At 63.2% G+C, this 13,653-nt stretch carries 5 protein-coding genes; 3 read left to right on the top strand and 2 right to left on the bottom strand.

Translation table 11 applies throughout. The features are described 5' to 3' along the window. Nucleotides 1-22: 22 nt before the first annotated feature. From J1C49_RS18510 to J1C49_RS18520, 3 genes are all read left to right on the top strand, one after another. Complete coding sequence (locus J1C49_RS18510) at nt 23-814, top strand: ABC transporter ATP-binding protein (protein ID WP_227447328.1); 792 nt, start codon at nt 23-25, stop codon at nt 812-814. Beyond that, nucleotides 814-1,578: an ABC transporter permease gene (locus J1C49_RS18515; RefSeq protein WP_227447332.1), complete on the top strand. Its 765-nt coding sequence runs from the start codon at nt 814-816 to the stop codon at nt 1,576-1,578. Before J1C49_RS18510 ends, J1C49_RS18515 begins: the two co-directional genes overlap by 1 nt. 184 nt (nt 1,579-1,762) lie before the next feature. Further along, nucleotides 1,763-6,085 (top strand): non-ribosomal peptide synthetase, encoded by a 4,323-nt coding sequence (locus tag J1C49_RS18520; protein WP_227447329.1) that lies wholly within the window; start codon nt 1,763-1,765, stop codon nt 6,083-6,085. A 117-nt stretch (nt 6,086-6,202) separates the two neighbouring features. Here J1C49_RS18520 and J1C49_RS18525 read toward each other — a convergent pair whose 3' ends face one another. Both J1C49_RS18525 and J1C49_RS18530 read right to left on the bottom strand, forming a co-directional pair. Next, nucleotides 6,203-11,245 carry an Ig-like domain-containing protein gene (locus J1C49_RS18525; protein ID WP_227447330.1) on the bottom strand — a complete coding sequence of 1,681 codons (5,043 nt, stop codon included), beginning with the start codon at nt 11,243-11,245 and terminating at the stop codon, nt 6,203-6,205. Between the two features lie 391 nt (nt 11,246-11,636). Next, nucleotides 11,637-13,115, bottom strand: a complete 1,479-nt coding sequence (locus J1C49_RS18530; RefSeq protein WP_227447331.1) for a hypothetical protein — start codon at nt 13,113-13,115, stop codon at nt 11,637-11,639. Nucleotides 13,116-13,653: the final 538 nt, after the last annotated feature.

The raw sequence follows: 13,653 nt of genomic DNA on the forward strand, positions 1-13,653 counted from the left end.
GCCTTCCCGATGCGATGCAGGCATGACAAATCTCATTGAAATCAAGGGCGTAACGCACGCCTACCAGACCAAAGCAGGGCCGCTGCCCGTGCTTGACGGACTCGACGTGAGCGTGCCGGAAGGCGAATTCTGCGCCGTGGTCGGACCGTCCGGTTGCGGCAAGTCCACGCTCACGCGGCTGGTGGCCGGGCTGATGAAACCGGATGCCGGAGAGGTCTGGCTGCATGGTGAACGGGTGACAAGCCCGCGCAAGACTGTCGGCATGGCGTTTCAGAACCCCGTCCTTCTGGAGTGGCGCACGATCCTTGAGAACGTCATTCTCCCGCTGGAAATTGTCGCGCCGTCCATGCCGCGCGCCCAGCGCGTGGACCGCGCCGAAGCGTTGCTCGATATGGTCGGCCTGTCCGGTTTCGAAAGCAAACGCCCGTCCGAACTGTCCGGCGGGATGCGCCAGCGCGCCTCACTGTGTCGGGCTATCGTGCACAAGCCGGACGTGCTCATCATGGATGAGCCGTTTGGTGCCCTCGACAATTTCACCCGTGAGGATCTCTGGCAGACGATGCGCGACCTGCGCGCCAAAGAGCCTTTCACCGCCGTCCTGATCACGCATGACCTGCGCGAAAGCGTCTTTCTCGGCGATCAGGTCGTGGTCCTGTCCGGCAGGCCCGCCCGCACCCAATACATCCTCGATGTCACCCTGCCCGAGGACCGCACCATCGACGTGCTCTATACCCCGCAGGCCGCAGAGATGCTTCACGATCTCAGGGATCAGATCAAGATTGCGCAGGGCCGCCCCGTCGAGGAGACGTCATGATGGGCAATCTTCAGAAAATCGCCGTGCCCGTTGGCGCGATCATCGCCTTTCTCGCCTTTTGGGAAGCCATCGTCCGGATCAATGGCTGGCCCAATTACGTGATGGCCTCTCCGTCTGATCTCCCCGCCGCCTACAGCCAGTTCTGGGAGCTGTTCCTGATCGGGTCGTGGCAAACGCTCTGGCGCACGGTCGCCGGGCTGGCGCTTGCCGTGGTCTTCGGCGTGATGCTGGGCATGGTCATGGGGTTTTCGCGAATTGCCCGCGATGCGCTCTATCCGTTGCTCGTGGGCTTCAACGCCATTCCCAAGGCAACGCTTGTGCCGGTGCTCGCGCTTTTGTTCATCGGCCAGCACAATTTCAACACGGTGATGATGGCGTTTCTGATCTCCTTCTTCCCGATTGCGGTTTCCGTGGGGATCGGTCTGTCGACCCTCGAACCGGAATATCGCGATATCCTGCGCTCGCTTGGCGCAAGCAAGATCACGATCTTCCGCAAGATCGCTTTGCCGAAGACGCTGCCGGAGTTTTTCGGTGCGCTCAAGGTCTCTGTAACGCTGGCCTTTATCGGCACGAACCTTGTCGAGATTGTCTCGCCGCACGGGCGCGGGCTTGGCGCCCTGTTCCTGTCGGGCCAGACGAATTCGAACTATCCGCTGATGTTCGCGGTGTTGATCGCCCTCGCGGTGCTTGGCATCGCGCTCTACTACGCGGTGGTTTTCCTCGAAAAGATCTTTGCCGGCTGGGCCGAACGTCAAAGCACCTGACCGTCAGGCACCCGGCGAGTGCCATGGTTCGTCTACTGGTGTGCGCTTGCACGCGGTCGGTTGAGGGTTGCGCCAATTCGGCAAAGCCCCCCGGCGGCAGCAAATCGCCGAAGCCCCTCGGCATGACCAGTCCCCTGGACCCAAGGGTTGGCAGATGCGCCGGGACAGGGCAAAAGACGCGCAAATGAACAAGGATGACCACCAAGAGCGGCCCTCGGAAGGGTTTGCCAATGCGCCGGACCGCGTGCCGGCCACGCCGGCGCAAACGGCGCTCTGGGTTGCGGACAGGCTGCGCGCGGATGGGGCGACCACCAATACGTTTCGGGCCTGGGACATCACCGGCGCATTCGATCCCGGCGCGTTCCTGAGCGCCTGCAAGACCTTGGCGGCGCAGCATGACAGCCTCAACAGCACGCTGCACGAGGAAGGCGGGCGGTTGATCATGACACTTGGCGCCGCGCCCCCGCCCGACCTGATGGAGATCGACCTCCGGTCTGGCCCAGAGACCGTGTCCGCGCAGATCGAGCATGCGTGTCGCGCGCCGTTCGAGACGGAGAAGGGGCCACTGTTCCGCGCGCGGGTGTTTCGAACCGGCGCGGCGGGGTGGACGGTTTGTGTCGTGTTCCACCACGCCGTCATGGACGGCTGGTCGATCAAGCTGTTTTGCACCGCCCTCACCCGGCTCTATGCCTGTCCGTCGAGCGCGCCCTTGCGGCGCACGCAGGGCTTCGGCGCTTACGCCCGCGCCCTGGCCGAGACAGGGACCGCCCCCTGTCTGCACCCAAAGGACCTCGCCACGCAGGCGCAAGACCTCGCGACCCGACCGCTCGCCCTCCCCTATGACCGCCCGCCTGACGCAAATGCCGACCGAACCTGTGGGCAGACCCTGTTCGATATCCCGGCGGCCGATACGGCCCGGCTTGCGCAGAGAGCCAAGGCCCTCGGGATCACACGGGCCGCGATCCTGATGGCCGCTGCCCGTTTGACCCTGTTCGACATGACCGGAGAACGGAATGCCGCCATCGGACAGGTGACGCTGGGGCGCGACCATCCCGGCTTGTCGAAGCTGCTTGGTGCGTTTGTGATCACCCGTGCGATCCGGTCGCACATGCCAACCGGCATCGATGCCGACGCCTTCCTGCGGCGCGAACAAGAGGCCCTTGAAGGCGGGCGCGACGGGCCAGACACCACGCGCGGCACCGCAATTGGCCCCCATTTGCAGGTTGCGCTGAACGACCGTCGTTTCGAAAGCCACGGCTTGCCCCTTCGGGAATGCGCGGTTTCGCCACGTCCAGTGTCGGCGCATGTCAGCACCTTTGACCTCGTTTTTAATGTCGACCCGGCCGGTCGTGGCCTTCGCGGCACGCTGCTCTGGAATGCGGCTGCGTTCTCCGCGCAAACCGCAGACCGCATCGCCGAGGCTTTCCGCGATGCGCTGCTCTGGCTGGTGTCGAAGACAGATGCCCCGATCGACGCGCGACCGGATCGCGGGGAAACACGGGTGCTCCGGGGCGCGCCGCTTGTCACCACCGAAAGCGTTCCGGCGCGTTTGGAACGGGCCTTTGTGGCCCACGCGTCGAGGACCGCCATCACGGTTGGTGACAAGACTTGGCGCTACGCGGAGCTCGATCGCGCAAGCGCGGCCTGGGCTGAAGCGCTCGACAAGACCACGCGTGTTCAAGAGCGGAAGAGCGGGATCGTTGCCCTGGCCCTGCCGCGTGGTTTTGAGTTTGTCGCAGCCCTGATCGGCATCTGGCGCAGCGGAATGGCGGTGTTGCCGCTGGCGGCGGACGATCCGCCGGAGCGTTTGCGCGCCATGCTGAAGGATGCCGCACCGGATCACCTGATTGCTGCGCCGGAAACGGCTCGGAGGCTGGATCGCACCGCGCTCCGGCGGCCGGAGCACGCCGGGGAAACGCCGCGCGTCGCTGCTCAGCCGGACTCGCTGGCCTACGTGATGTATACGTCGGGCTCGACGGGACAGCCCAAGGGCGTGATGATCCCGCACCGCGCCATTGCCACGTTGGTGGCCGCCGCCTGCCAGAAAGTGGACCCGCAGCCCGGTGCGCGCATGGTTTCTGCCAGTGCCGTGACCTTTGACAGCCTCTTTTTCGAATGCCTGTTGCCCTTGGTCAGTGGCGGTGTGCTCGACATGCTGGAAGACGGATCGCGCAAGGATCCATGGCGTATTGCCGCCCGCCTGCGGGAAAGCGACGCGGACTATTTCTTTGCCACGCCGACGCAGTGGCGCTTGCTGCTGGAGGCGGAGCTTGGCCCCTGCCCCCGGCTCACCGCATGGACGGGCGGGGAAGCGCTGGACCCTGCCTTGGCCGAAGCGCTCACGAGCAGGGTCAGCGCGCTTTGGAATGGCTACGGCCCGACGGAAACAACGGTCTTTGCCACATGGCAAAGGGTGACCGCCGCGCGGGCGGAGGCCGGGACGGATGCTTTGGGCAGCGTGCCCATCGGCGCACCCTTGCCCGGCTACCGGGTCGCCGTTTGCCATGAGGACGGGCGGCCCTGCTGGCCCGGTGCACTGGGCGAGCTTTGGGTCGGCGGGCCGGCCGTGGCGCGGGGATACCTCGGGCAACCCGGGCTGAGCGCGCGGCGCTTCGTGCTCGATCCTCCCGGCTTGCCGCCGGGGCGGTGGTACAGGACCGGCGATCTGGCGCGCGTCCTGCCCGATGGCGTCATCGCGTATCACGGCCGCGCCGACACACAGATCAAGATCGGCGGTCAGCGGGTCGAGCTTGGCGACATCGAAGCCCGGATCATGGCAAGCGGACATGCCTTCGCGAGCTGTGTCGTTTTGGTGGCGGATGAGACAGCGCCCGAACTCGTGGCCTGGGTGGTGCTGACACCGGATGGCGATTGCGATGCGCTGCGCGATGCGCTGCGACGCAGCCTGCCGGCGGCCTGGGTGCCCCGGTCCATCGTTTCTTGCGACGCGCTGCCGGTTACGGGATCGGGCAAGACTGACCGTGTTGCCCTGACGCATAGAGCCAAAGAGCGGATCGCCGCGACCCCCGGTCCGACGACAAAGGCCGGTCAGTCGCTCGAAACCGATACCCCGCTTGAGCAGGCCTGGCGGCGCGTTCTGGGCGCTCCGCCCCGCGCGCCGGAGCAAAACTTTTTCGACGCCGGTGGCACCTCGCTCCTGCTGATCCGGATGATCACGGATTTGCGCAAGAGCACGGGCCGCCACGTGTCGGTTGCCGACGCGTTCCGCATGCCGACCGCCGCGGGGCTGGACCGTTTGCTCACCGATGCGGCGCGTCCCGAGTTGCCAAGCGCCCTGAGCGAACACCAACCGGGCGAGGCGGGCGACAAGGTTGTCTTCATGCCCGGCCTGAACCCGCAGGGCCACAACCTCAGAAACATCCTTGGCCATATGCCCGCGCGTTTTGGCGTCTACACGCTGGAACGCGACGCGATACGGGAGACGCGCGGCAGCTTCCGCCAGATCGCGGAGCATGGCGCCGACAGTCTGGAACAGGCGTTTGCCGGCACAGCCCTGCATGTCACAGGATATTCGCTTGGTGCGGCGCTGGCTTTCGAAACCGCCTGCGCGCTGCAAAGCCGCGGCTTGGTGCCCGCGCCAAGCGTCACGCTGATCGATTCTGCGCCGGTCTTCCGCAAGCTCAAGCCAATCAATCCCGGTTTTTCGGACGATGCGCGCGCGATGGAAACCATGCGCCGCGCCCACCATTTTTCTGTCTGGCGCGGGCACCTGACCCTTCTGCGCGCGGACCGGGATGATCTGCTTTCGCTGTGCATGCCCGCGCGCGGATGGGAAGATTTTGTCACCGGATCGGTCGCCGTCCACATGCTGGCCGCGACCCATGCGGAATTGCTCACGCGGCAAAGCGATCTGACGGCCCGCGCGCTGCTTGGGGACAGGCCTGCGGACTGTGTTGTAACCCCGAGCGCGGGGGCTGCCGAACGGCGTGCGGCGGCGCATCGGATAGCGGACGGCAACCCCGAGGGTGCGCTGGCACTGCTCGAAACCGCCGCCCGCGCCCATCCGGAACACCCCTGGACAGCCGTTGTGGCCGACGACCTCGCACAATCGCTGGGCCGCGACCGGACCGAGCTGCTGCACTGGTGGCTTGCAGCCGCGCCGGAGACCGCGCCAGAAGGCGTCACGCCACTGTCATGGCATGCAGCCCGGGCGCTCGCCCACGCGCGGCTCAACGCTCTTGGCGCGGCGCTGAACCAGCTGGGGGTCGCGCGGGACCTGTCCCCGCCGATCCGCGATCTGGAAATCCAGTATGCTGCGATGCTGCACATCAACGGGCGCGCGTCCGACGCGCTCGCGATCCTCGATGCGGCGGCGCACCGCTGGGGCGAAAGCCCGGCCCTTGGATTGCAGCGGGGGATCAGCCTCGCCAAGCTCGGCCACAGCACATCCGCCCTGCCGGTTCTGCGTCAAGCGGTTCGGGACTATCCGGACCACGCAGGCGCGCAGGTCTGGCTGCGCCGCGCGGGAGCCGCGTGCGCCACGTGAGCCACCCGTGTCATGCAGCACGATCGCGGCATTGCGGTCCTCCGATCGACGCAAAGAGGGCGGGGCATGTTTTCCCCCGCCCACCTGTCCTGCACCAGCCGCTTTCGGTCGCCGTTGTCAGACCAAGAGGTCGAACTCGATATTCCGGAACCCGCTGTCCGCGCCGATACCCGCGTCATTGTCAGACGTGATCACAAGGAAATCGAAGCTGTCGGTGAAGAATTGCCCGACGGGGATTTCATAGGTGCGGTAACCCTCCCCCGTCACATAAGCCGGGGTTCCCGGCGACAGCCCGAAATCCTGCGTTCCATGGAGTTGAAAGAAGAACTCCTCGGACAAAAGCTCGTCATTGTCGAAGCCGATGCCGTGGATTTCGCCTTCCACGTCGCTCTTGAACTCGAAGCGCAGGATCGTGCCGGCGGTTATCGTCTCGTCAATGGCGATCTTCTTCCACGCGTTGTTGGCCAGTGTGATCTCGGTCTGATCGACCGAAATCGTGGCCAGCCCCTGATCCTTGCCGTTCGGGGTGCCGAAGCTCGACACTGCGCTTGGAACGCCCGTCACCTCGACCGCGGGCGCCGGCAATGGCACCTCGGCAAAGCTGATATTGGAGAAGACACTGTCGGCACCAAACCCGGCGTCATTGTCAGATGTCAGAATGAGGTTCTGGAACGTCCCGGTGAACAAATCTCCGACCCGGATCTCGTAGCTGCGCGCGCCCGACCCGGTCGTGTAGAGATCATCGTAATATTGCAGACCAAATTCCTGTGTCCCGTCGATCTGGAAGAAGCGTTGCTCCACAATACCGGACCCGGTGTTGAATCCGATCCCATGGACCTCGCCCTCTCCGGAGCTCTCGAAATCGAAGCGCAACACGGTATCGGCAGTGATGAGCTGATTGACCTCGACCTCCTTCCACGCGTTGTTGGACAGCGCGATTTCCGTGCCATCGGGTGAGATCGTGGCAATGCCCCGGTCCTGCCCGTTGAGCGGGCCATAGCTGGATACCCCGCTGGACACTCCGCTGACCTCGACCGCAAGCGGGGCCATCGGCACCTCCACAAAGCGGATGTTGGAGAACTGGCTGTCTGCGCCCGTGCCGGCATCGTTGTCCGTCGCAAGCGTCAGGTGGTCAAAGGTCCCGGTGAAATAGTCTCCCACACGGATCTCGTAGGACTGCGGTCCCGATCCTGTGGTGTAGTTGCCATTGTAGAATTGCAGACCATAGCTCTGCGTGCCGTCCAGCTGGAAGAACTGGCTCGCTGTCAAATCATCATCAGTGTCAAGCCCGATGCCATGGATCTCCCCTTCGCCCGTGCTCGCAAAATCGAAGCGCAGAACGGTATCTGCGGTGATCGTCTTGTTGACCTCGATCTTTTTCCAGCCGTTGTTGTCAACCGTCAGGGTTGTCCCGTCCCCGGATGCGGTGGCCATGCCCGCATCCTGAGGCCCGCCGTAAGGCGCGGCGCTCAAGGATGAAAACGCCTCGGGCGCGCTCTCCCACCAGGCTTCCGCATCGGTAAAGAGGATCTTCTGGATATTGCTCAGGGTGTCTGTCACCGCCCCATCATTCAGGGTAAAGGCGCTGGTGCTCACACGCGTGAGCGTGGCGTCGCCGCGGGCCACGGTGACCGTGTCCAGCGTGTTGAAGCCAATCCCGCCATCAAGCGTTTCTGCCGTCGCGACGGAGACAAGCGTGTCGTCGCTATCCACGCCGTTCACGCTGATCTGCACCGTCGCCATGTCCCCACCGGTGATCGTGTAGGTGAAGCTTTCAGTAAAAACGCTGTTGGATGCGCCCGACGCGGCCGCAGGCAGCGCATCGAACCGACCGTTGGTATCATAGCTCACCGCGCCGTCGGAATTGACCCGAAGCAAAGCGCCGGAGGCCAGAACGAGGGGGGTGCCCACGTTGCCCGCATCTCCGAAGAGCGCCGTGACCACGAAGGCGTCGCCTTCCGGATCGGTATCCGCGGTTGTCGGGTTTGCATTGAACAGGTTGCTTGTCGGTGTCGGGAGGACGGCGTTTTCGTTGACCGCGAAGCTGTCATCCACCGCCACGGCGAGGTCGTCAGCGGCGGTCACGGTCACGGTGGTGGTCGAGGCCACACCGCTGGCGGTTGCGTCACTGGCCGTCACGGTCACCGCGCGATCCGTGGTTGTAGGATCGTCAGACGCATTCTGCCAGCGCACCGCTTGCAATGTTTCCAGCAGGTCAGCTTCGGTCCCGCCGTTGATCGTGAGTGTCACGGTGTCGGTTTCGGACCCGGCAACGTCCACGCCCGTTGCGGTGTTGGCGCCGACGATAAGCCGTTCAGAAGCACCGTCCTGATCGTTGGTCAAAGCGACGGTCACGCTGATCACGGTATCGCCATCAGGATCACTGAACGCAGCGTCGGCCGCGACCAGGACCCCGTCTGTGGCGGCGATGCCCTGATCGGTGGCTTCGTTGAAGGCCACGGTGGTGTCGAGCCCCGCAACAGCCCCGTTGAGATCCACGATGGGGGTCTGGTTCAGCGCAAAGGCGGTTGCATCGAAGGGCAAAAGCGTATCGCCGTTTGAGGTGGCGAGAGACCAGTTGCCGGACAGGTTGGGATCCGCGTTGATCAGCGCGCGAAAATCCGAAAACGCCCCGACCCCGGAGCGCACACCGGTGTATTCCACGCCGGGCGGCGAGGCGTTTGCACCGGTGAACCCGTCAAATGACACGGCGTTCACATCTTCGGTCAGCCCGGTGTTGGTCAGAACGGCGGAGCCTTGGGTAAAGCCGTCCTCATCATTGGAGATCGCCGTGAGAAAGGTCGCTGGCGCGTTCAACGTTCCGACATAGGCATAGGTGATGTCGCCGGACGTGGCGTGGTTGTAATTGTTGTTGAGCGTGATCAGCCCGTGTGACGACTCGAAATCGGCGCTGTTGGGGTCGGTGAGGTCGGACAAGGTCACGACCGTTCCTGCCGCAATGTCCTCTGCGATGGTCAGGCTGACCGTGCCATCGGATGTTGTGTTGAAGGCAGCCCCTTCCCACGGCTGGTCGGTGAAATAGAGGTTGAAGGGGGTCGACGCGCCATTGAGATCCGTCAGCGCCACAAAAGACAGGGTTTCGGTGGATCCGGCATTGAGCCCGACAAAAGCGATGTCACCCGCGCTCAACGCCGGTGTGCTCACGGTTGGCAAAACGGTCGAGAAATTGACGGTCACTTCATCCGCTATGCCGCCAAAGGCGTTGCCTGAGGTGTCCTCGATCGCGCCCGCATCGACCTGAACGTAATAGCTCGACGCCACGTCGAGATTGGCCGTCGGGTTGATCGTGATCGTATCGGTGGCGACGGTGATGCGCGCATCCCCGATCGGGATGCTTTCGAACACCGTATCGCCGATCTTGTCATAGATGACGATGGACCCGGTCGAGCCCTTCTGGATATCTTCGTTGAATTGCAGAAGGATATTGGCGCCTACCGCCACATTCGCGCCGTCATCAGCCGGAGTGGACGAGACCAGATTGGGCGGCGTTGTATCCACTCCGGTGGCACTGAACGCTGTTGCATTGAAGGGAGACAAGGTCTCCCCGTCACCCTCCCCGACATTGATCCAGTTGGTTGTGAGCGGCGCGCCGTTGATCGCCGTGAGATAGTCGGAAAAGCTGCTCGCCGTCGATCTGTCACCGTTATAGGTCGCACCGTTGATCCCATCGGCAAGAGCGCCGAAATTGGCGGCAGTTACGCCCACGACAAGCCCGGTATTGGCAAGGTTGACGAAGTTTCCACCCTCGGTGTTGAAACCCGCAAGGAACCCGTCGCCGGCGCGCGGCGCATTGGCCGCACCGACATAGGCAAAGAACTCGTCCCCCGTTGTGTTCAGCCCCATGCCGGAGGCCCGGGTGATCAATCCGACGGTCGAATTGATCGTGTCCTGCTCTGCGGCGCCGCTGTTTCCGGAGCCGAAATCGGTGAAATTCACCACCGTTCCGGCCGGCACAAGCTCGTCAACGGTCCAGGTCAGGAGACGCGTGGTGTTGGTGAACGCGGTGCCGTTCCAATCGGAGTTTGTAAAGAAGATCTGGAAGGGATTGGTCGATCCGTCCAGATCCTGCAGCACCACGAAGGCGATATCATCGGTCTGGCCGCTGCTGTTGAACCCGGTGAACGCAATGGCCCCGGCGCTGATGCCCGCGGGGGCGGCGCTGATGGCGGGAAGCGCCGTGGTGAAGGAAAAGGACGTATCGTCCAGGAGCCCGGCAAAGTCGTTACCGGCATCGTCGACAAACGCCCCGGCGTCGATTTGAACGAAATACCGCTCGGCGTTGCTGAGATCGGCAGGAGGATTGACTGTCACGGTCGCGCCGGAGATCGAGACACCACCAAGGCCGACATCCAGGCTGCTGACGAGCGCACCATCGGATTTGCGGTAAATGTCGACCGATCCGGTGCCCGGATTCACATCTTCGTCGAAGGTAATGGTGAGGTTTGTTCCAACGGCAACGTTGGTCGCGTTGTCGAGTGGCCCGACCGCGGTGATGATGGGCGCGCTAGTGTCCGGCCCGCCAGCGGAGAAGGCGGTCGTCACGAAGGGCAGAAAACTCGCCCCGTCATCCGAGGCGGTCCAGTTCCCAACGGTGTTCACGGACGCCGCGTAATCGGCAAAGGTCGGCAGTCCACTGCGGGCGCCGCCATAGGCACCCCCATCCGGAGAGAACGTGCCGCCGCCCAGAACGATTGCTGTTTGCCCGACCGTCAGGTCAGATGGCAAAACGCCGCCCGATTGCGACGTGCCTGTTTCATCGTAATAGAGCCCCGCGATGAACCCGCCGGACGCGACCCTCGACACACCCTGATAGGCGAGGATGGAATCGCCGGATGTTGCGAGGCTCACAGCCCCGCCGGAGCCACTGTCGATTGTTCCGTGGCTGACCGTGCCGAGCGTGGTATTGCTCCCCGAAATCGGAGCAATATTGGAAAACGTGACAACCGTGCCCGCAGCAATCGCGCCCGTGTTCCATTGCAGAACTTCCTCGCCCCCCGCGAAATTGCTCCCCAACCATTCGTCATCGGTAAAATAGACGATTTCGTTGGACGCAATATCGGTGAGCACCACCACCGCGAAATCGTCCTCGCCCTCCGCGCTGTAGCCCACAATTGCCAGATCGCCTGCTGAAAGCGCCATGAAATCAATCCCTTCCTGATATTCTCAGTTCCGGCACAAATGGAAAAAGACGACGCCGTTCAACTGTCAGGTGAATGTTAACCAAGATTTTCAAATTTTAATAGTGCCAAATCAAAATCTTGATACCGAAGGGAAACCGAAAACAGGATATACGGTCACCCATGTGCCAAGGCGCAATGCGCACGCCACCGGACAACAGAGCGCCCCGATGTCTTGGCTTGATCCGCCGCGCTTTTTTGACAGGCGCGTGGCCTGTCAAACGCACCGCGCGGCAGCGTTCTGGCGGTGGTATCGGCACCGTTTGGCGCGTTGCCGCTTCAACCGACCGGCTTTGCGCCGTGCTGCCTGCGCCCGCACGATGACTTGAGCCGTTGCCTTCTTTCCAAAACGATCAGACGAGGACGATATCCGCGCGGAGCGTATCCCACCCGACATCGGTCTCGATGATCAACCGGTCCGCGCCAAAGACCAGAGCCAAGGCACCGTCCCCCCCGGGGGCCAGGGCCGCATCGAGGGTTGCCGCTGTGAGCGGTGTTGCGCCACCAAGGTCCGCGTCAATCTGAAGAATGTCCCAGCCGCCCTCAAAATCGGTGATCCGGTCCACGCCGGACCCCGGCCCAAAGACAAAGATATCGCGCCCCAGACCGCCAGTCAGAATATCGTCGTCCGCGCCGCCCTGAAGCAGGTCCACACCGGCGTTGCCGGTCAGCACGTCCGCTCCCGGCCCACCGAGCAATGTGTCCGCGCCATTGCCAGCCAGCACGGTGTCATTGCCAGCGCCCGCCACCAGCAGGTCATAGCCGAAGCCGCCGATCAACAGGTCGTCGCCGGCATTCCCGTAAAGGCTGTCATTGGCGGCATTGCCCGCCAGCGTATCGTTTCCGTCGCCGCCTTCGAGCGTATCGAACCCGCCGAATCCTTGCAGGCTGTCGTCATCGCTTTGTCCAATGATCGAGTCCGATCCAATCCCGCCGGACACGGTATCCGCGCCGGTGCCACCGATGATCGTATCGTTGCCGTTGCCCCCGAAGACAAGATCATCGCCACCACCGGCAAGGATGCTGTCAAACCCGTCGAGCCCGTAAGTGGTATCGTTGCCCGGCCCTGCAATCACCGTGTCGAACCCCACGCCCCCGACAAGGGAGTCGTCGCCGAACTGGCTGTTGATGAAGTCCGATCCAAGCCCGCCATTGATCACATCCGCGCCACTGCCGGTCACGAGGGTGTCGTTGCCCGGTCTGCCTTCGATCGTGTCAGACGGCCCGCCATTGCCAAAGATGCGGTCCGCAAAGACCGTTCCGCGGATATCCTCGGACCCTGTGCTGCCGTCGACGGTGGGCGGCCCCGCCTGGTCAAAAGCGCGCCCAAACCAGACATGGTAGACATTGCTCTGAAACGTCGCGCCCATCTCCTGATTGATTTCAACGCCGATCCCGATGGCATTCCACGTGTCATCGGCCCATATGCCGCTGTTTTCGATCAGGGCGAGATGCGGTGGCGACCCGATCCAGCCCTGCATGGCCGCGTCGATGGTCGCGTAACCTGCGCCGGTGATCTCGAAGGCGTTGTCGGTGTATCCGGTGCCGAGCCGCTGCGGCGCCTCCCACATGACCGTTGGGTCGCGGTGGTCGCTGAAATACGGAGCGTCCGACCAGCTGTGCAGATTGGCCCCTTCCGGCTGCACCAGATTTGCACGCCAGATATTGTCGATCGTGTCGACAACGTGGCGACCTGCGGTGAGGGTCAGGGACGCGGACAGCGGAATCGGGGGCAGGCCTGCCTCCGCGCGGTATTCCATCATGATGTGATACAGCGCCAGTTCTTCGAGGCTCAACCCGTCCTGCCGGGTTGGCGCGTAGATGTCCGTCATTGCCTGTCCTCACGTGCTCCGTGACTGCTCTTTTCATGGCGCGGGATTGGTCCGCGCGACCACGCTATTCGTGCCCTGCTCGCAGCGTGCTTATCTGCACGTCACAAACCACACGGCAGGCATTTAGCGTTCTCCATCCCGGTGATCGAGACCCCGCGACAAAACTGCACCCCGAATATGCGCATTTCAGCCGGTCAGGGTCAGAACCCATTGATTGACAATATGCAGCCAGGGAAAATGCGTGGCCTCCGCCGGTTGGATTTCGCAGGCAATGCTGGATGCCTTGACCGGCAAACCACGCGGCCGCGCATCTCTGTTTATATATTTGGGTTCGCGGGATTCCGCCGTGTTCGGTTTTTTAGACCGCTGATAGGGGTCGCCTTTCCTGCGGGCCTATGCCGTGTTTGATAAAAACCGGCAAAATGGCGCCGGTCGCCAATAGCTCCTGACCCTTCTATATCTCTGATCTGTTATTGATACCCCATCACCGGGCTTGGCGAAGATCGGTGATGGGGTGGTGTTTGGCGTCTGACCCTTG

Source organism: Cognatishimia sp. F0-27 (assembly GCF_020667845.1).
GTDB lineage: Bacteria > Pseudomonadota > Alphaproteobacteria > Rhodobacterales > Rhodobacteraceae > JAFMPQ01.